Source organism: Lysinibacillus sp. ACHW1.5, from assembly GCF_022014815.1.
Classification (GTDB): Bacteria; Bacillota; Bacilli; order Bacillales_A; family Planococcaceae; genus Lysinibacillus; species Lysinibacillus capsici.
Genome location: NZ_CP091777.1, coordinates 3,638,132 through 3,658,317 on the forward strand (window position 1 = coordinate 3,638,132; position 20,186 = coordinate 3,658,317).

The 20,186-nt window shown below is 36.9% G+C and carries 20 protein-coding genes and 1 pseudogene; 7 read left to right on the forward strand and 14 right to left on the reverse strand.

What is annotated here, in order from left to right; genetic code table 11:
- Positions 1–3 precede the first annotated feature (3 nt).
- Together L6W14_RS18290 and L6W14_RS18295 are read right to left on the reverse strand one after the other, a co-directional pair.
- A complete protein-coding gene (locus tag L6W14_RS18290) occupies positions 4–1,692 on the reverse strand; it encodes an FAD-dependent oxidoreductase (RefSeq protein WP_237898592.1) in 1,689 nt (562 codons plus the stop codon).
- A 222-nt stretch (positions 1,693–1,914) separates the two neighbouring features.
- Positions 1,915–2,157, reverse strand: a pseudogene (locus L6W14_RS18295) (alcohol dehydrogenase catalytic domain-containing protein); the annotation flags it as partial.
- A gap of 208 nt (positions 2,158–2,365) precedes the next feature.
- Between L6W14_RS18295 and L6W14_RS18300 the strand changes: the two are divergent.
- Positions 2,366–3,052: a ZIP family metal transporter gene (locus L6W14_RS18300; RefSeq protein WP_227744947.1), complete on the forward strand. Its 687-nt coding sequence runs from the start codon at positions 2,366–2,368 to the stop codon at positions 3,050–3,052.
- A 40-nt stretch (positions 3,053–3,092) separates the two neighbouring features.
- On the opposite strand, the gene L6W14_RS18305 is transcribed toward L6W14_RS18300, so the two are convergent.
- Entirely contained in the window at positions 3,093–4,154 is a 1,062-nt protein-coding gene (locus L6W14_RS18305) for an S-layer homology domain-containing protein (RefSeq protein WP_237898596.1), read from the reverse strand.
- Positions 4,155–4,588: 434 nt separating this feature from the next.
- Here L6W14_RS18305 and L6W14_RS18310 point away from each other — a divergent pair, with 434 nt between their 5' ends.
- Complete coding sequence (locus L6W14_RS18310) at positions 4,589–5,488, forward strand: 3-hydroxyacyl-CoA dehydrogenase (RefSeq protein WP_237898597.1); 900 nt, start codon at positions 4,589–4,591, stop codon at positions 5,486–5,488.
- A gap of 108 nt (positions 5,489–5,596) precedes the next feature.
- Here L6W14_RS18310 and L6W14_RS23090 read toward each other — a convergent pair whose 3' ends face one another.
- Positions 5,597–5,731, reverse strand: a complete 135-nt coding sequence (locus tag L6W14_RS23090; RefSeq protein WP_256451365.1) for a hypothetical protein — start codon at positions 5,729–5,731, stop codon at positions 5,597–5,599.
- 3 nt (positions 5,732–5,734) lie between these two features.
- Positions 5,735–6,286, reverse strand: coding sequence for a sigma-70 family RNA polymerase sigma factor (locus L6W14_RS18315; RefSeq protein ID WP_131521193.1), 552 nt, complete (start codon positions 6,284–6,286; stop codon positions 5,735–5,737).
- A 173-nt stretch (positions 6,287–6,459) separates the two neighbouring features.
- Here L6W14_RS18315 and L6W14_RS18320 point away from each other — a divergent pair, with 173 nt between their 5' ends.
- Positions 6,460–6,618: a YvrJ family protein gene (locus tag L6W14_RS18320; protein WP_131521192.1), complete on the forward strand. Its 159-nt coding sequence runs from the start codon at positions 6,460–6,462 to the stop codon at positions 6,616–6,618.
- A 415-nt stretch (positions 6,619–7,033) separates the two neighbouring features.
- Here the strand turns inward: L6W14_RS18320 and L6W14_RS18325 are convergent, their stop codons facing one another.
- Positions 7,034–7,531 (reverse strand): GNAT family N-acetyltransferase, encoded by a 498-nt coding sequence (locus tag L6W14_RS18325; RefSeq protein ID WP_131521190.1) that lies wholly within the window; start codon positions 7,529–7,531, stop codon positions 7,034–7,036.
- A 108-nt stretch (positions 7,532–7,639) separates the two neighbouring features.
- On the opposite strand from L6W14_RS18325, the gene L6W14_RS18330 reads away from it, so the two are divergent.
- Positions 7,640–8,218, forward strand: coding sequence for a DinB family protein (locus L6W14_RS18330; RefSeq protein ID WP_131521189.1), 579 nt, complete (start codon positions 7,640–7,642; stop codon positions 8,216–8,218).
- A gap of 76 nt (positions 8,219–8,294) precedes the next feature.
- Here L6W14_RS18330 and L6W14_RS18335 read toward each other — a convergent pair whose 3' ends face one another.
- The 5 genes from L6W14_RS18335 to L6W14_RS18355 all read right to left on the reverse strand — a co-directional run bounded on the left by L6W14_RS18335 (position 8,295) and on the right by L6W14_RS18355 (position 14,033).
- Positions 8,295–9,215, reverse strand: a complete 921-nt coding sequence (locus tag L6W14_RS18335) for a DMT family transporter (protein ID WP_237898598.1) — start codon at positions 9,213–9,215, stop codon at positions 8,295–8,297.
- Positions 9,216–9,252: 37 nt separating this feature from the next.
- Positions 9,253–10,539: an McrC family protein gene (locus tag L6W14_RS18340; RefSeq protein ID WP_237898599.1), complete on the reverse strand. Its 1,287-nt coding sequence runs from the start codon at positions 10,537–10,539 to the stop codon at positions 9,253–9,255.
- Complete coding sequence (locus L6W14_RS23160; protein WP_284705882.1) at positions 10,523–12,439, reverse strand: McrB family protein; 1,917 nt, start codon at positions 12,437–12,439, stop codon at positions 10,523–10,525. The genes L6W14_RS18340 and L6W14_RS23160 overlap by 17 nt, the downstream gene beginning before the upstream one ends.
- Before the next feature lie 27 nt (positions 12,440–12,466).
- On the reverse strand, positions 12,467–12,883 hold the full coding sequence (locus L6W14_RS18350; RefSeq protein ID WP_131521186.1) for an SRA domain-containing endonuclease: 417 nt from the start codon (positions 12,881–12,883) through the stop codon (positions 12,467–12,469).
- 301 nt (positions 12,884–13,184) lie between these two features.
- Positions 13,185–14,033 carry a pyridoxamine kinase gene (locus L6W14_RS18355; RefSeq protein WP_131521185.1) on the reverse strand — a complete coding sequence of 283 codons (849 nt, stop codon included), beginning with the start codon at positions 14,031–14,033 and terminating at the stop codon, positions 13,185–13,187.
- 178 nt (positions 14,034–14,211) lie between these two features.
- Between L6W14_RS18355 and L6W14_RS18360 the strand changes: the two genes are divergently transcribed.
- On the forward strand, positions 14,212–14,766 hold the full coding sequence (locus L6W14_RS18360) for an ECF transporter S component (RefSeq protein WP_004228177.1): 555 nt from the start codon (positions 14,212–14,214) through the stop codon (positions 14,764–14,766).
- A gap of 131 nt (positions 14,767–14,897) precedes the next feature.
- Entirely contained in the window at positions 14,898–15,338 is a 441-nt protein-coding gene (locus L6W14_RS18365) for a cell wall hydrolase (RefSeq protein WP_004228176.1), read from the forward strand.
- A gap of 70 nt (positions 15,339–15,408) precedes the next feature.
- Here the strand turns inward: L6W14_RS18365 and L6W14_RS18370 are convergent, their stop codons facing one another.
- Positions 15,409–16,665, reverse strand: coding sequence for an MFS transporter (locus L6W14_RS18370; RefSeq protein WP_131521184.1), 1,257 nt, complete (start codon positions 16,663–16,665; stop codon positions 15,409–15,411).
- Positions 16,666–16,800: 135 nt separating this feature from the next.
- A complete protein-coding gene (locus L6W14_RS18375; protein WP_237898600.1) occupies positions 16,801–18,261 on the reverse strand; it encodes an amidase in 1,461 nt (486 codons plus the stop codon).
- Between the two features lie 130 nt (positions 18,262–18,391).
- Between L6W14_RS18375 and L6W14_RS18380 the strand changes: the two genes are divergently transcribed.
- Positions 18,392–19,123 (forward strand): helix-turn-helix transcriptional regulator, encoded by a 732-nt coding sequence (locus L6W14_RS18380; protein ID WP_131521182.1) that lies wholly within the window; start codon positions 18,392–18,394, stop codon positions 19,121–19,123.
- A gap of 157 nt (positions 19,124–19,280) precedes the next feature.
- Here the strand turns inward: L6W14_RS18380 and L6W14_RS18385 are convergent, their stop codons facing one another.
- Complete coding sequence (locus L6W14_RS18385; RefSeq protein ID WP_237898601.1) at positions 19,281–20,177, reverse strand: hydroxymethylglutaryl-CoA lyase; 897 nt, start codon at positions 20,175–20,177, stop codon at positions 19,281–19,283.
- Positions 20,178–20,186 lie beyond the last annotated feature (9 nt).

Consider the following 20,186-nt stretch of genomic DNA (forward strand, 5'->3'; position numbering starts at 1 on the left):
CATTTACACGTTTACAAGTGATACCTCTGCCTTTGTCACTGCATTGGCCATATGTGCTGTCGCCACAAAGCTTAGTGTCATACCAGGCCCAATGGTTGCGCCTGGGCCAGGATACGTTTCCCCCATGATAGACGCTGAACAATTGCCAGAAGCATACAACCCCTCAATGGGTTCGCCATTCTCCTTTATTACCCGAGCATATTCGTCCACTACGAGGCCACCTTTTGTGCCGATGTCTCCAGGATAAAGACGCAATGCATAGAAGGGTGCTTTCTTGATTTCTGCTAAATTTGGATTTGGTAGTGTCGGGTCACCGTAGTAATTATCGTAGGCACTATCTCCTCGATAAAAATCATCATCATGTCCGTTCCGCACAAAGTCGTTAAAACGATTCACCGTCGCTACTAGGCTCTTCACTGGCACATCCATTTGTCTAGCAAGCTCTTCAATCGTTTCAGCACTTTTTGCGACTCCATGCTCAAACCAACTTTTCGGGAATGCCTGTCCTGGGAACAATCCTGTAAAAATATAACGGCTTTTAGCTGAGGCATCAATTAATATCCAGGAAGGAATCGCCTGCTTTGTGACCTCTTGATGCTTATACATCGTATCCACGAATTCATGATATGGAGCCGCTTCATTAACAAAACGTTGCCCCGCACTATCCACTACAATCATATTGGGCACGCCACGATCTGCCACTAGGAAGAATGGATGTCCTTGTGGATCAATAACAGAAGGTGCTCCCCATACTTTATCCATTAAATCCAACATTGCACCAATTTTTACGCCAGGTTCAAGGATGTCACCTGTTTGACCTTCTGGAGAAGAAGTCCATGCAGCATTCGTAGGACTTGGTAAATACTTTTCACGAAGTGTCTGATTATGTGAGAAGCCACCTGATGACAGAACAACACCTTTCTTCGCCTCAATTCTAAGCTCTTGTCCATCTCGTTCCACAATAATTCCAATTACTCTTCCTTTGCCCATAATGAAATCTTTAAAGGCCGTTGATAGCCAAAGCTCACCATTTGCTTCTGCAAGGGAGAGGCGTAAACGTGCAATTAAAGCTTCTCCTAATGCTACCGGATCGCTCTTAGTCACCTTTGACTTGACTAAACGCGCCCCTAATTTCAGTGCAGTAGTTTTACCTTTTAGCGTCCGGGTAATCATATTCACCTTATGAAACTCGTAGCTATTCATCGTGAAGCCTTTTGTTGATAGAGTTGCACGACGCATAGAATTTGCTAAAGAGCCCATTTTTGTTAAATCGAAAATAAGTGGTTCAATGGAGCGTCCCTGTGACAAGCCACCTGGTTTTTCTGGATAATAATCCGAGTAGCCTTTTGCATATTGGAAGCGCATATGCTTTGTTTTATTGTATAAAAAGCGTAACATTTCAGGCCCTCTCGTAATATAGGCTTCCTTTAGCTCTTCTGGCACACGATCACCGATTGTTGAATCTAGATATTGGCGTGCAAGTTCATGTGTATCTGGGACACCTGCACCTTTAATGATATGATTATTAGGAATCCATAAGGCACCGCCTGAAATAGCAGAAGCACCACCATAGCGATCTGTTTTTTCGATCACTAATGATTTCATTCCTTGTAACTTTGCTGTTAAACCTGCTGTCAATCCCGCTGCACCAGAGCCTACTACTACTACATCATAACTAGCATCCCATTTCATTCAACCATTCCTCCCTATATGAGCTAAATCGATGAATCTGTCCTTTCTATTAAAAAGTATAGAATTAAACCAATATTCAGTCAATTTAAACCATTCCCTATTTTTCCACAAAAAAAGGAGCATGCTCACTCGATTTAAGGTTTTAGAATCACCATAGGCTTTACTTGCTTCTTCTAATGGCAATAAAGTGTAATGATTTCTGTCGATGGCATTATTATAACCTCCACACGATACATTAAATGGCAAGATGACACGGTCACCCTTTTTCACTTTTGTCACATCTGCTCCTACCTATTACATAATCCTTAAGTGAAGGAATAGCGCCTTGGTAAATATGCAAATCAGTTCCACGAATAGCAGTAGAAGTGATTTTCACAATAATATGTCCTTCTTTTTATAGTTGGATTCTCTACTATACATTTTAACTTGGATATCTTTAATTCCCTGATAGGTTACAGCCTTCACGACAACACTCCCTTAGCATAGTACCATCACAACAAGCATTAGATTTTCAACTCTATTCTTTGCTTCGCTAACCTGCAGTATGCACATCTTTGTCATTATCGTTTTTATACAGGCAAATCAATGTCAAGCATATTCATTTCTACTTAGCATATAGTTTGAAAAGACATTAAGTTGATGATAGGGCGGAGGAATTTTACAGGTGAGTGCAATGATACTTGGTGGTTTTCTATTTTTCAGTGTGAGCATTGGGGGCGCGATTGCCTGGATTTTCTCTAAGCTATTTCAGCATACGACACAGGGATTATCATTATTGTGCGGAGGTTTTTTAGTAGGCTTACTTGTGCTAGATATCATTCCTTCTTCCTTTCAAATCTATCAATCATTTGGGATTATATTAGGTATTTTTATTGGGTATTTTATCTTTCAACTACTAGATACCTTATTTCATGCTTCTCATGCACAAAATCCCTCTGTCTCTCTATTAACACTTGCTATGATTATCCATACAATCCCTATTAGTCTCACTGTCGGAAATTTACTTGGAAATGCTGCATTAAGTATTTCTCTCACAGCCTCCATTATTCTTCACCATGTTCCAGAGGGATTTGCTCTATCTACTGCACTCATCTCTCAAGGTGAAAGGCTTTGGAGACTTTTCATTTATTTCTTCATCTTCTCCATTTTCTTTAGTATTTTCATCTGGTTTGGTCAGTATTGGGCCTTACCTGAAAAAGCACAAGGGATCTTAATGGGCATTTCGATAGGATTGATTGCTACAGCTAGTATTTCTGAATTCATTTTGCATCAGCTACAGAAAGTCTCATTTAAAGCATTCTTTATGTATCTATTTCTAGGCTATTTCCTAAGCTATATTTTCCATATACTTGTTGAATAACAAAGGGATGTCTCCACACAAGAGACATCCCTTTCCTCTTTTATTCTTCTTCACTAACTAGCATTAAAGTAAGCGTTAAAATTTTAGAAACCTCTGCCCGAGTAAGATTACCTTTTGGGTTAAACTTACCATTCGAACCATTTAAAATACCTAGATGTTGCAATAGACCAATAGCATCTACTGTTTCTTGACGCATTTGATTTTTATCTGTGAATGAATTGTTTTTGCTCACTTGCGCAACATCCACTTCCATACCTTCTAAATATCTAGCAGTAATATAGGCCATTTCCTCTCGTGTAACGGGCTTTTTCGGCTCAAATTTTTCACCATTGAAAATGTCGATTAAGCCATACTCTTCAAGAATCGCTACTTCCTTAGCACCCCAGAAACCATTAAGATCCGTATAAGAAGCAGGGCCCTCATAATCATCATTCACATTTAAGCCAGATGCACGGAAAATAATAGCCGCCAGTTCTCCACGCGTCACTTGTCCATTTGGATTAAACGTAGTAGCCGTTGTTCCATTAATGATATCTGTTTGATACAGTAACTGAATATAGCTTTCAGCCCAATGACCAATAGCATCCTTGAAATATCCACCTGATTTTAACTCAACGTCGGCACGAGCAAATACCTGTACCATATCATTTAAATCCTCTGCACTAACTGCTTCCCATTTGCCAGCAGTATATACTTCACTTTTATAGCCATTACTAGTTTGTGTAATTTTTATTTGAATCGCCTGACCAAATAACTTCTTCAGTTCTTCATAGTTTTCCTTAAACTCTTTTTCTCCCTCTGGATAGAGGTTTGTACCATCTTTGTACGATTGAAGAATCGCCTCTAATGAAATTTTGACTGTAATACTATTTTTTGTTGTAACAATCGACACTTCGTTATTTCCAAAGCCTATTTTAGATAACAAAAGCATTTTATAAATATCTTGATAGGGCATGGCTTGTAACTGATTAGTGGCTACCACATTCTGTTTTGGATGAATTATATTTGCCACATTCACTACATCCTGTGCATACGCCTGTCCACCAAACCCTCCTGTAAAACATGCAATACTCAGTGCACCAGCTAACATTATTTTCTTCACTGTTTTTCCCCCTTCGATTCATAGATTCAGTGTACTAAAACAACAGTTTATAAATCTATAAAAATATGGGAATTATACAATAATTATATAAAAGTCCTATTATTAACACATTATAATTTTCCTATTTTTACTTTTGAGTTTGAAACTAGTTTAACAGAAGAACAAATTACATAATGCTATCTACAACAATTACATATGTAATTAGCTATATCTCTTAAATAAAGGCAGCTTAAAGGCTGTTCTTTGTTATATTTCTTTAACAGTGGGTACATACTTGGAAAGAAACTTCTTTCAGATAACTTTATATTTATATAATATTAGAGGCTTTCATTTGATTTTTATTCGTAGGTAGAAGTAGTATGGAATTGTAATGAAGGATTATCTACATATCCACACTATTATATTAATGTAACAATTTCAAAGGAGGAATTTCGATGAATTATCAAAACATTACAGTTGCAGGTAGCGGTGTATTAGGGAGTCAAATTGCTTATCAATCTGCTTTCAAAGGTTTTAATGTAACAGTGTATGACATTAACGATGAGGCGTTAAAAAATGCACAGGATCGTATTACAAAATTAAAACCATTTTATCAACAAGATTTAGGTGCTACACAAGAAGAAGTGGATGCAGCCTATGCACGTCTTACATTTAATAGTGACTTGGCGCAAGCCGTTGCCGATGCTGATCTTGTTATAGAAGCAATCCCTGAAGTTGTGAGCATCAAAACAGAATTTTACACGAATCTTGGAAAAGTAGCACCAGCAAAAACAATTTTTGCAACAAACTCGTCTACTTTATTACCAAGCCAATTTGCTGAAGCAACTGGCCGTCCTGATAAATTTTTAGCTCTTCACTTTGCTAATACAATTTGGAAAAACAATACTGCGGAAATTATGAAACACCCTGGTACAGATATGATAGTATTTGATGAAGTGATTGAATTTGCACGCGCCATTGGCATGGTACCACTACCATTGCATAAAGAGCAACCTGGCTATATTTTAAACTCATTACTCGTTCCGTTTTTAGATGCAGCTGAATCTTTACTTGTAAAAGAAGTGGCCGATCCAGAAACAATCGATAAAACATGGATGATTGGTACAGGCGCTCCACTAGGACCATTTGCTATTCTAGACATCGTTGGCATTAACACTGCCTATAACATTGTAGAAGCGAAAGCAACTGCCACTGGTGATGAAAACATGAAAAAATTAGCTAACCTCTTAAAAACAGAGTACATCGAAAAAGGCAAATTGGGCCGCGCAACAGGTGAAGGCTTCTACACATATCCAAATCCAAGCTTTGCGAAACCAGATTTCTTAAAGGGTTAATGATTAAAAAGAGCAATTGTCCTTCTTAAAAGGGCATTGCTCTTTTTTTATCATACAAAAAAATTCCAAAAACTAGGTGTGTTTTCAAATTCCTTCGTTGTCAGCTTTTCAATAATTTTTCAGCTTAATCTCCTGCTCTAAGTCTTCTCTATCCTGGTAACTTGTTTGATGAAGACACTGCTTAATTTTTGGCGTAAAATTTTCAATAATTATTAGCATCTCCTCATTCATATTGTCCTGCATTGACTAAATCTCCTCCTTTCTAATATTTTGATGATGAAGCTTCTTTAAAGCCTTTCGATGAAGATTGGATATGTTCTGTGGTGTTGTTTGAAATGTCTCAGCGATTACTTTTATAGAATAGTCTTTGACATAAATCATTTCTAAAATTTGAAGTTGCTTGTCTGTTAATTTTTGTAAGCCTTTAAAGAGCTGTTCATTTTCAATTTTTTCTAATAATCCTTCTTCTCCGCTATCTTCGTCTCTTATACCGTCGTCCATTAGGCCACTATCTGCGACTAATAAAAAGCGATTTTGCAATCTTCTCTTTTTTTTATCGAAATCCAGGCTAAAGAAATAAATTAAATTGCTGATATACTTTATTTTCTGTACCCTTTGATAATGAGCTTGAAATGTTTCATCAACCATTTTCAAATTACAATCATTGGGATATAAGATTGCATGTTGTACCAAATAAAGATTTTGTGCATCTGCCAAAAAACTTCTGATAATTGGATTTTTAACCTGTTCTCTATTTCTGTAAAAAAACTCTTCTATTATTTTGTACTCATTACACATTCGCATCACTCCTATATATTGGCCTTCTTGTTCATTAAAGTGAATATCATATATCTATTATAAACCAAAAACAGAACAAACGTTCCCTAATTTATTCATTCATATTGATTTTATTAATCGTACGTTCACTTTTAATAACTGTAAGCATCACAATAATGAGGGAGGAAGATGTTATGATACCAGTTGAAACTATACAAATGTGGGTTCACCTAATAGGTAATTCAGGTTTCCCTATTGCCATTACCATCTATCTCTTTATGCGTTTTGAAAAGAAAATAGAAAATTTGGAAGCGATCATCTTGAAGTTGTTAGATAAAAGGGAAAATTCATAGGTCTACAAAAAATTTACGGCAGCATCCTTTTTAAAGGATGCTGCCGTGTGACTTAAAGATGCCTCTGCATACCATATATGTAAGAACAATTATGTAGATGGGGGGATTTTATGGAGCTTATATTGACCATTTTACTCATGCTAGATATTCCCTACAATTACTTTCACCATTCATTCCCCATTATGATTGAATACTTGGGGAATCTTGGATTTTGGCTGGCACTCCCATTATCGGTCCTTACTATCTTGCTAAGTCTATGGTTACTTATAAAAAAAGTGGGCATTGTTAGCTCTTTACTTATTCTTTTTATTACGGGGATTCTTTTATTCCTTGCTTTAATTCCATTGTTCCATTGCTACTCATCCTAATAAATTGAAGCCTTTGAAGATGGAACTTCAAAGGCTTTTTAGCATTTTTAGAAATACAGCACCATATAATCCTCATCAAAATATTGCTGCCCTATTTTTAAGGCGTTTCGTTCTGTTCCAAAAACGTGAAAACCTAACGATGTGTATAATCCTTTTGCTGATTCATTGGAAGAAACAACTGTTAAATTAATTTGCTCGACGTCTACGAGTGTTTTGGCTTGATTGATGATCTCTACCATTAGTTGTTTTCCTATGCCCAATCCCCGTTTTTTTGAAGAAACATAAACGGCAAAAATACTCGCTTTATGCTTTAGCTTCATTTTATTTGCGTGCACCAATGTCGCCACACCGAGTAAATCCTCCTGGTCAAATGCCCCAAATGTAAATGTTCCCTGTCCTTCGAGCCTACTTGCAAACGACTCAAGTGACAAATCCTTTTCTTCCTCGAAGCTAGCGCCAAAAGCTTCTGGATTTGTTTGCAATCCCTCTAATCTTAAATCTCTATATACCTCAGCATCTGCAGCTGTTAATTGTCTAATTTCCATGCCTTTTCCTCCTATCATACTTTTCCTCTTTATCGGCCATAACGATTGGCATTTGATGTACTTTTCCAGCAGTAATCCTTAAAATGGAAATAAAGGAGCTAAAAATCTATGAAATCTACTAATATGTCAAAACATTTTCTTACGTTACAGGCACAACGAGCACACTATCTACCAGCTTTTCATTCACTTTCACAGGAAGAACTATGGCAAGTAACACGTGAAGGAAAATGGTCCATTGGTGAACACTTTTATCACCTTTATTTGATTCTCAAAATGCTCCACACAGCAACCAAATATTCTTTATTCCTCACGCCTATCGCTAAAATGCGAAGAAACAAGCCATTCTCTACTGAAATACATGATATTTATGAAGAATATCAATCCAAAAAAGGACAAGGAATGCGAGCACCAGGTATTTTAGTTCCACCTAAGAAAATACGCTTTGTATTAAACAGTTATGATATCGACCAATTACTTATCAACGAGACACTTGCTTTGCAAAAGTTAGTACAAAATATAGACGAGGATGTTGCAGGGCACATTGTTTTTCCTGATCCCATTGCGCATTATCCTAATCTCATTCAAGCTATTCAATTGTTGGCTATTCATGAGAGGCATCACTTTAATAGGATGGAAGGGCTTTTAGGAGAAAAGAATTTGAAAGGTACAATTAAAGAAATCAAATAGAGCCATTTTGATTTTATGCCCATCAAAACTGGCTCTGGATTTTTCAGTATAGCAACTTTGTCATGGAAAAATTTTATTAAGAAACGCTACGATCTCTTTGTTCTAGAACTACACTTAAAATTCCAAACAATAACAGTAATAAGACACCTATTAATGTAATATTTGACCATTGTAGCCTTGTATCGAATAGCTGAAAAAAGAAGGTAAATACAGGAATAAAGCACAATGACATCATGACTAGAAATACTTCACAATATTGAATACCCTTCTGTAATAAATACATTGGTATTAACACACCGATGACTGTCATCAATAAAATCCAACCAATGTTTTCAAGCAAATAAGTAAACATGACATCATATGTAGCGATAAATGAAAGCAAAATGATACCATAAAATCTTTTTGATAAAATCATCGAGCTTGTCCATCCTAATTGACTGAGCTGCTTAGAATAGACTGTACATAATACTGCACCAAGTCCACACAATATGCTTGCCCCGACTCCTAAAATACTTGATTGGTCCCATGTTTGTACAGCCGATTTCCCTGTAAAAATAGCACCAATCAGTAATAAACTAGCTGCAAATATGCCAATTGCAAGACCCCACTGTGCATTTATCACTCGTTTTTTCTGCTGTATCGCAAGTAGCAATGCAAACAATGGGCCTAGTCCCATTTCAAGAGAGCTCACTATCGCTGGCTCAATATATTTTAATGCAAAGTAAAACCCCATAAAGGCTAATATGGAAGCACCGTTTAACTTCCATAAAGATGATCGTGCCTCTTTCCAGCAGGGCTCTATCTTTTGCTTACTTGTGATTAATTGAAAGAAGACAGTCGTAAGAAAAAAACTAATACCGGTGAAGAGAAATGGATGCACTGCTTGTACACGGTTCGAGTAATACACTTGGCTAATAGACGTTAAAATGGCTGACACTAGTAAACTTATTACCCCTATTGCATATAGTTGACGTTTATTCTCAACTCTAGCTCCCATAGATTCCCCCCTGATAGCATATCTACTCTTATGTTTACTATTGCGTTGCTAGAGTAAACTTCTTTACTAGTTTCTCCAAACTGTTCTCTACATGATGACAGTCGACAAAAAACACCCTCACTTCGGCACTTTGATCCCCTTCATTTGTGTTAAAATAAATTTCTTTCATTTGTTCAACTTCCGTATTCAGTGGATAAAGGAGCCATATTTCTTTAGCGTGATATTTTTTAGCATACGCATACATTTGATACATATCTGCCTGTGAAATGCCATAGTTATTGTGTGGCGTGTTACTTAGCATTTTCCATTTTGTATCTAAAATAATGTTGCCAGTGACATTTGTTAATACAATATCTGGTCGTAATGCAAATTTCCCTTGAAATAAATGATAGCCTTTATCCTGTAATTGTACATGCCACGCTGAATCACTTAGTAGCTTTTTCAGATGAAAGCCAATATAAGACTCAAAAACTTTTTCCATTGGAAATAATAAGGCTTTAGCAAATGAATGTCCTGAAAAAGTTGTAAAGCTTTCATTATTTAAAAAAATTTTAGACCATTGCATAATCGTTTCATAATCTTTTGAGTTACGATCAATCTTTACCTGGGAAAAATCCTTACTGTAGTTTTTTGATTGCTCAATGAGTTCAAAGTGTATGAGTTGCTTACGAATTTCATTTATATTGTCATTGCTAGTAGATTGTTTTAACAAATAAAGCAATGTAGCCTTGATTAATCGATTTTCTGCTCGATTCATTCCAAACTCATCATAGCGTGTATAGAAACGTTGACGATGAACAAGGTTATATTTTAATTGCTGTGAGAATACCATTTTTCCTTTGTATACATTTAAGTTATCCTCCATCGCATAATACGATGATTTAAGTCCTTTTTTAATCAGTTTTTGTACTTCTTCAATGTACAATCGAATGAAAATTTCCAATAACGTCATATGATCTGTACGAAGACTAGTCTCATTAAAGGTTTTGCTAGGAAATTCTTGTAATGACTTAAGCATTTTCAAAAATGTTTTTTTAGGGTCAATGGCTGTTTTCCCATATATTTTTGGCAAAATTTGAATTTGTGTACCATTTTTCAATTGCACAATCCCAACATAATTTTTTGCACGAATGACCTTCCCTACATGCCGCTTTGTGGAGACAGAGAAAAAATCGTATGCATCCACATCTTCCATATCATTACAGTCCAAAATCATATTTTCAAGCTGCTCGAAAGAATCATTGTCTAAGTATACATACTCATCTTTAAAAGCTTTATTGCATGTCAGGATATCGTATTCCTTTATTTCAATTAACTTCTTCATTCTCGACCCTTCCATATATGCCGATATAGCTTAATGGTTCCTCGAATGCACTTGCTTGAAGATGGAATTTCGTTTCTGGGAGGTCTATATCAATGGCTCGACCAAATAATCCTTTTATACTTAATTTCTCATCCAAAATAAATCGATATTGCTGGGGTTTTAAATGATCTCCTAACACTAACTGAATCTTACTATAATCTTCATAAAAATATTCTTGAAGAAGTGGAATAATCGCATTCTTAAAAATATTAGCTAGATTTTCTAATGAACTGTCTTCTTTTAAGCTCATAAAATAGGCATGACCAATAGTATGTTCACGATCATACAGTGCTTCAATACGAGCGTTCATAACTTCCATTAGACGTTGAATATGGATATGCCCAACTTTTATATCAGCTACTGCATTCAAATTTGGCAGCATTTCAATAAATTCAAAGCGTCTTCTAAGTGCTGTATCCATCAGTGCAATGGAACGATCTGCTGTATTCATCGTTCCCAGCAAATAGACATTTTGAGGGACACCAAAATCCTTTTTAGAATATGGAAGCTTCACATGCATTTCTTCTAGTGCTCCAATTCGTTTTGTCGGTTCAATTAATGTAATAAGTTCACCAAAAATCTTCGATATATTGCCTCGATTAATTTCATCGATAATAAAGACATAGTTATTAGTATTTTCTTCCACATCGATTTGATCATTTTGCGAGTATTTTAAAATTAAATTATTCACATCATTGATTGATAGTCGCCAAAGCTCATAAATGGTTTGCTGCACTAAGTTCGTTTTGCCATTTAGCTCGTAAATATTTTCATAGATATCCGTGGCAATCCACTCTACTTCACGACTTCTTTTAAAATCTTCCTCTGCCTCTAACCATTCAGGCTCTCCTGTGATAATGCCAATTGCATCAATATGCTTTTGATCTCCTAAAGAAAAGACGATATCGCCAACACTCATTCCCTCATAGAAATAGTACAAGGTATCTGAAGGATATTCCCCATCCTCAATAAAATCAGTACCTTCCTCATCCCAGCCTATACGAATTTGATTGTCCTTAAAGCATTCTTCTTTCAGCCAATTCTTGCCACTGCCTCCTAAAGAAATCTTCCAAACTTTTTTATTTCCTTCCATCACCTGATCATGAGCAGTTAATTTTAATTGCTGCGCTTGCTCACAAAATTCTTTAAACACGCCTGATTCAATTTTATATTGAATGCTCTCTTCTGCTTCATCGTTTAAAACAGGCTTAATTCCCTCGATAAACTCTTCATATCCATATGATTGATGAAAAGTAACGAATCGAATCTGACCTTGCTTTTTATACGTAAGATAACGTTCAAAAACATCTTGATACGCTTCTGCGCAAATCGCCATAAATTCTTTATTCTCAATAATACTAACCGCGTAGTTCACCGTATTATAAGTTTTTCCTGTTCCTGGTGGACCGTACAGGATGGTATTGATATTGCATTGACTCATTTTTGGGGAATCCTCCTCAATTATTAGGTTTGTTAAAATGAAATGAGTAAACTTTCCTTCAATGAAATCATATAATTCAGCAATTTTTTTCTGACCCATTATGGTCGTTACGGTTATTTCTCTATTTAATGCAGGGCGTTCTTTTTGGTTATTAAATTCTCCGTAATAAGATAGTCTTCGCTTAATCGAATCATTAAAATCTCCTGCCACTAGATAGTTATAAATAGAACCAGTAGCATTTGCTACACAGTGAGATGATGCCAATGCAGGAGGAATTATATCTTTGTTTAATTCCTCCGCTTTTTTAACAATTTCACTCTGCTTAAAATACAAATCTTCACTTTTAACATTCTCTTTTTCGATAAATTTTTCATATGTTAATATTGCTCCTGCTAACCAAATAGCCTCTACCTTTTTCATAAAAAACCCTCTCTCGATCTGGTTCTATTAAAGTAAATTATCAGCCTTTTTCAAAGGAAATACCCAAACATTACGCATTCGTCCATCAACATCTTTCTGAAGATCAGTGTACGGATCGGCAGCGAGAACTACCTCACCTCGATATGTATATTTCCCCTTTGTCATAACTTCAAAATAATGAACTGTTATACCATTTGATTTGGATTCAGCTAATGTCTTATTTTGTGACTTTAAATGCTGATCGCCCTTTTGTCCCATGCCAGTATAGTGATAAATTTCATTTACAGTCCTGTCATCATATAATTTTGTTCGATCTGATATTAACACTAAGGTATTTGTTCGGTGTGATCTTCTCATGCCACCCTGTGGAGAACATTTAAAAATTTCACAAAGTTGATGGTTATCAATTATCGTATTTATTTGTAAATCTTTTATTTCCTTCAATAAATTACACTCCCTACACTCATTATTTTATTTCCATTATAGTACCATAAATTTGTTCTAATTTTACTAATTGTTAATGAAATCAAACATAATTTCCAGTTATTTTTCACTAATTTATTCAAGTCTTTTAACAGAATTATTTGCTGAAAATTCCCTTTAAAGAAAAAAGACGTGTAAGCAATAATAGCCTTCACGCCTTTCTATTTAATTTTTTCATGATTATCAACACTTAAAATTTTTTACGGATCAATTCATAAAAAATCAAATTGATACAGAGAATATTCCAAGTTAATTGCATCTTCTAAAGTAGCATGCTTAAAAACTTTTCAAAATGCACGCCTGCCTCACGAGGTACTTGCTCCTTCGAAGTAGCTTCAATTGCAGCGGCTAAAAATGTTTCTGCTAGTGTCATTGAGGCCATTAAATCTTGTCCGCGCATCATGCCACCCATTATGATGGATGCGAAGAGGTCGCCCGTGCCTGAATAGCTCTCACCATTATAGTTGCGGATACTATGAAAAGACCGCTCAGAATCGACAAACATATTCCCAACATAACGCTTGTCCGTATCACCTACTGGTGGATTCAAACCCGTAATAATGACGTTTGCTCCAGTTGCTTGCTGTAACTGCTGACCTGCCTCTTTAAGGGCATGAATATAATCAGTATCATTTGGATAGCTCAGTAGCCTTTCATAGGATAAACCTGTAAGCAAGCAGCATTCCGTGACATTTGGCGTAATAATATCAGCACACTTTACTAACGCTTTCATACGATCAAGCAATTCACCAGTAAACATTTTATAGACCTCACCATGATCACCCATTACTGGATCGACAAGCAACGTCGTCTTATTTGAGTGAAACACGTCTAAAAAGCGAAATATATTATCGATTTGCTCCTTACCTGTAACAAAGCCTGTATGAATCCCTTCAAAGGTAGCTCCAAGCTTACTCCACTCATCTATAAAAGAGTCCATCTTTGACGTTAAATCTTCACAATAAAAGCTTGAATATCCTGTTTGTGCCGTTAAAATAGCTGTTGGTAATGGGACTGCTTGCACACCCATCACAGAGAGTACAGGCATCGCAGCCGTCAATGAGCACTTTCCAAAGGACGACATATCTTGAATTACAGCAACTTTTTTCATCATACATTCCACCTAACTCATCCTGCTTTTACTCTCCCCATCGTATCACAATTCGAAAGATGCGAAAATAACCTCAAACTGACCCTTAACTTTTTTATAAAATTGACACTTTTACAATAGTCAGTCCTTTGTTAAAGTAAAAATCATCAAAATATTCATCATAGTGAGGAAGAGACAAATGCAAAATATACAAAGGCCAACATCCTATACAAAATCACGCACAAAAACATTTGATTTAGTCATTACAGCCATTTTAGCAGCACTTGTTTTCGTTGCTACAATGTTTATCAATCTGAAGCTACCGATTGGGCAAGGGGGCCTTATCCACTTAGGAACATCTATGCTGTTTATCTCCGCTATTTTATTCGGGCCTAAAAAAGGAGCACTTGCTGGAGCTATTGGAATGGGTTTATTCGATATCGTAGGTGGCTGGTTAATTTGGGCACCCACAACCATTATTTCACGCGCATTACAAGGCTTCATTGTCGGTAAAATTGCTTGGTCAAAAGGACATAAAGGTGATAATCTTGGGCTGAATATTTTAGGAGCAGTAGTATCAATGCCTGTGATGATTGCTGTTTACTATGTTGGGCAAGCCATTATGTTCAACAGCTGGATTGCCCCGCTGGCATCCATTCCTGGGGACGTCATTCAAAACATCGTAGGCTTAGTTATCGCCATCCCAGTATGTGTTGTACTGAAAAAAACGCCATACTTCAAAAATAATTTTTAATGAAAAACACCATCTTGCTGTTGAACAGTAAAGATGGTGTTTTTTATGGAGTGATATACAAAAACAACGAATTTCAAGATAAAGTGAAACTAGCCTTGTTCTTTTTCATACTATAAGGTGGAGGTGGAAAAATGCCAAGAGTAAAATACCGTGATGCAGACGTTGCTTTAATGGCAAGGATGATGAGAGCAGAAGCAGAGGGTGAAGGTCAACAAGGTATGCTTTACGTGGGCAATGTCATTGTGAATCGTGCTGTGGCATCCTGTTTAGATTTCAATGATGTAAGAACAATTGAGCAGGTTATTTACCAGGTACAAGGCGGAAATTATTCTTTCGAAGCTGTTCAAAAAGGCAATATGTTTTACCAACGAGCGAGAGAAACGGAAAAAAGATTGGCGAAACAAAACTTAGATTTCTGGCGTGAACATCCAGCAAAATACGCACTCTGGTACTTCAATCCATATGCACCATGTCCCCCAACATGGTATGGTCAGCCGTTTACAGGACAATTTAAGAATCATTGCTTTTATGAACCTGCTCCAGATACTTGTGCCAGTGTATATATGGGATAATACGTTCAACGTTAAAAAGGGAATACCTCTATTGCAGGTATCCCTTTATACTCATATTTTATAGCATGGCTTAATCCATCACCTTTAAAAGCTTTTCCTTAAACATCATTACTCCAATCAAGCCAATGATAGAAAATATGACTGGCGAAATGAAGCCATAGTAGTATCCATCACTTACATTGCCTGTGGCAGCTTGAAAGTAATCTAAAATAAACCCAAAAATAATGGGCAGCAATGCGGCACTTAGAAAGCCCCCAGTATTGGCAAATCCAGAAACAATGCCTGATTCATTTAAAGGGAAAGTTTGACGAACTGCCGCAAAGGTTAAAGCACTTGCACCATAGCCAAAGCCAATGATAAAGAACAGGACAATGAGCATGAAAATGGACGGATGCCCTTTCAATAAAAGAAAGGCAAACCAACTAGCTAAAACCGCAATATGCACAACAATATAGGGTCTCTTAATTGTACCTAACCAGCCAGCAATCCAGCTCATTAAAGGTGCTCCTAAAAGCGCTCCGACTAGACCAATCATAATTAACTGACTAGCCTCTGACCGTGACATCTCATACATATTGATCCCATATGGTACTGCCCACGAGCTAATAAAGCCAACATACCCGCCCACAACGCCAAAATGACAAAAAAATAAAGCCCACGCTTGCCTGCTTGAAAATATTCTTCGTAATAATATGGAGCTTTTTTCACGTTTTATTTCTTTAGTTATGCTTACAGATTCCTTTGAAAAAATGCGTTTTGTGTTTTGTACAAGCACAAAATAAAGAAGTACACCACATAAGCATAGTAAAAGTCCTGTAGAGAAAAAGGTGATTCGCCAACCTAATAAAAGAATCAATGTAGCAAAAGGCACCGTTGCCAATAAGAAACCTAAGCTCCCTGTCATACCTGCAAAGCCAATTAATCGGACAAACTCCTTTTTATGAAACCATTGTGCCAAAATAAGCACCATATTCACCCATATGGTGGCATCTCCTATACCAGTAAGTATTCTAGAAAAGAATAGAATGAATTCATGTGTACCTAGACTGTAAAGAATGGTTCCTATACCTGTTAGGGTGGCACCAATGATGAGGAAAACGTTTGGCCCAAATCGGTCAGCTAAAATCCCCATCGGAATTTGCAAACTCGTGTACACAAAAAATTGAATACTCGTCAATAAGCCAATTGTCGAAGCCGTTACCCCAAAATCCTCCATCAATTGATCTGTAATTAACCCTGGAGCAGTTCGCTGACTTGCCATTAACAAATAGGTAAACAATACAGCAACAAACACAATCCATCTGTACTTATGTTGTTGTTTGTCCAATAATCACTACTCCTATTAGCTTTTATTTTATGTATATGAGTTCGAGGTCAGGATAAAACCTGCTTTTAAGGAAGCTTGAAAATTACGACCGCAAAAAAAACGCACCTAGTCTCTACTAAGTGCGTTCATGCTAGATTATACTGCTGGCTGAGGCTGTTCACTGACATGTACTGCTGGTTGACGGTCTTTCCAAGGCATGGCTTCCTCTAGCTGTCTACCTAGCTGTAATAACGTCATTTCATCTGCAAATTTACCCGTCATTTGTAGACCAATTGGTAGGCCTGATTTACTTTCGGCTAAAGGCAATGATATGGAAGGCTGGCCTGTAGCATTGAATAAATTTGTAAACGGTGCATACGTGAAAATTTGCTCTGTCCATTCAACAGCCGAAATATTAGGGTTGTTGGCATTTAACTCACCAATTTTAGCAGGAAGTGTGCCAATAGTTGGACTCAATAAAATATCATAGTCTTCAAAGAATCCTGCTACTTGACGTGAAACGACTGCATTTGTATGAATAGCTTCCAATAAATCAGCCGCCTTTAATTGTCCACCATATTCATAGCATTTCCAAATGGCTGCTTCAATATAGTCTGGAGAAACTGTTTTACCAGTGCCTGCTGCAGCCCCCTTAATCATTTGATAAATATTCGCTGTCCAAATATCGACCGTCGCCTTTGTGAATGATGCTTGTTCATATTTCGGACGCGCCTCTACTACCTCGTGTCCTAGTTCTTTTAATACTTGAACTGTTTTATGAACCGCTTCTATACATTCCGGATCGACAAATGCCCCAGAATTTGTTTCAGTTGTCCAAGCAATTTTTAGCGGGCGCACTGTTTCCTGGATAAGTTGTCCATACGGTGCATGTGTTACTTCTAATTTGGAATAGCTCCCTAAGTCAGGGCCTGCTACTTGATCCAATAGCACCGCTGTATCACGAATTGTACGAGTCACAGCGAACTCAATGGCAATACCATTTAAAGGCTCGCTATTGAATGGACCAGCTGGAACTCTTCCACGTGTAGGCTTTAATCCCACTAACCCACTACAGGAAGCGGGAATACGAATAGAACCACCACCATCATTCGCATGGGCAATTGGCACAATACCACTTGCAACAGCCGCTGCTGCCCCACCACTTGAACCACCTGGACTATGCTGTAAATTCCACGGATTGCGCGTTGCGCCATAAATTAGCGCTTCAGTCGCTGCATTATAGCCAAACTCAGGTGTTGTTGTAGTACCTGCTAAAATCAAGCCAGCCTTTCTAAAACGCGCCATTAATTCACTATCGACGGGTATAACCGTATTTTCTCCAATACGACTCCCCATACTATGCGGAACACCCTCTGCATGTAGCACAAGTTCTTTAATTAAAAACGGAACACCTGCAAATGGCGCATTTTCATCAACCTTCTCAATTGCTTTATCAGCCTGCTCTTCTAACACACTAACGACCGCATTAATGGATGGATTGACTTTTTTTATTCCTTCTAACGCTAGCTCCTTTAACTCCTGTGGTGTTACCTCCTTTGATTTTACTAGCTCTGCCAACCCAATACCGTCATAGGATGCATACTCTTGTAAATTCATATCATCACCTCGTATAGTAGTAATCTTGCAACTATAATGTACTGAATATTCTAAATTTAAGATATTACCCAAAAGGATAATTCCGTTTTAAGTAGAATATAAATGCATAATAGAGAAATGAGGTGTTTTCATGTTTTTAGAAAATGATTTAGAAAACATTCTTAAGGCAAGCTATCATATTTCAAATATGAATGTGAAACAAAGCAATGAAGGGTTTAAACAGGAACTATTGCAAACAATTAGTCAGCATCTCGGCTATCACCATATGTTATTTTGGGAAATAGCAAATAATGAGTTAACCGCCCCAGTGCTTTTTAATATAGAGCGTCATACGATTAATGACTATTTGCAAAGATATAAAAACTTTGATCCATTACACCCCCAAAATATAACTACACAGCCTTCCATTCAGCTAATGAGTAGGAATGAAGTGATGTGCCTGCAAAAACAAACCCATTATAAAGAAGTTTTTTTGAAAGAAAATCGCTATGAAGATGAAATGGCCATGTATTTAAGAATAGACAATAGGCTCGTAGCCGTTATTGGCTTTTTAAGGAAAACAGGAGAGAAGCTATTTAATGACAAAGATATTTTAAAGTTAGTGTATTTGAAAAGAAATATCGAAAACATGTATTCCTTACATCACTTTTCACAGCCCTCCATCGTGTTGGAAATGACAGATCGAGAACGAGAAGTTTTAAAGTTTGTATTCAAAGGCTTGAAAAACCTAGATATCGCCCAGCAATTATTCGTCAGTGAAAATACAATCAAAAAACATCTTCAAAACCTATATAGAAAGTTTCAAGTAACCAATCGTACCCAACTGCTGGCAAAGTGTTTGAAGTATATTGATCATATTTAGGGGGGGATCACCTATTGAATTCAAAGGTAGTATGCTGATTAATTGGCATAAAACTATTTTTCCTCAGTAAAAAGACTGCCCCACCAATTGGTAGAGTGTGTCTAACAATTGGTGGGGCAGTTCTCATTTTAATTCTAACTATAAAGGGCTCTTTTACTTAATTACTTTGCACTTTATATACTTTACTATCAAGCTGTCTATCAATTGCCTGCTGTAAAAATCGCGTAGCGGTAAATAGTTTTTCTTCATCAATATTCGTTTGCACGCCTAAACGGTGCAGGAAATTTACTAAATCATTCGTTGACACATTGCCGCTTGCACCAGGGGCATAGGGGCATCCCCCTAAACCTCCAATAGCACTGTCGTATTTTGTAATCCCCTGCTCAAGTGCTGCAAATATATTTGCTAAAGCACGTCCATACGTATCATGAAAATGAAGGGCAAACAAATCACGATCGTATTGAGTGAGCAGCTCTGATAAAATAGCCTTTACTTGTACAGGATCCGCTACCCCAATTGTATCGCCTAGTGAAATTTCAGAAACGCCCATTGCTAGATAGGCATCAATGATTTCCTTCACTGTTTGAAGCTTTACTTCATCACCAAACGGACTGCCAAATACAGTTGAAATATAGCCTCTTAACGATATACCTTCACGATTTGCTGCTTCAGCTACAGCTTTTAAGTTCTGTAAAGATTGGTTAATTGAAGCGTTTACATTACTTTGATTATGCTCCTCAGAAGCAGAAATAAATAACGCAATTTCATCAACCTTTTGTTGAATGGCTCCTTCTACCCCTTTCAAATTAGGCACAAGAGCTGTATACGTTATGTTTTCATGACGTGCGATTTGCTCAAACACTTCATGATGATCGGCTAAAGCTGGTATCCACTTGGGACTAACAAAAGAGGATACTTCGATATGACGGACACCTGTTTCACTGATTAAATTAATCCATTGTACTTTCAAATCAGTTGGAATAAAAATTTTCTCGTTTTGTAAGCCGTCACGAGGACCAACTTCTCTTATTTCCACTTGTTTTGGTAAAGTCATCAAGATACA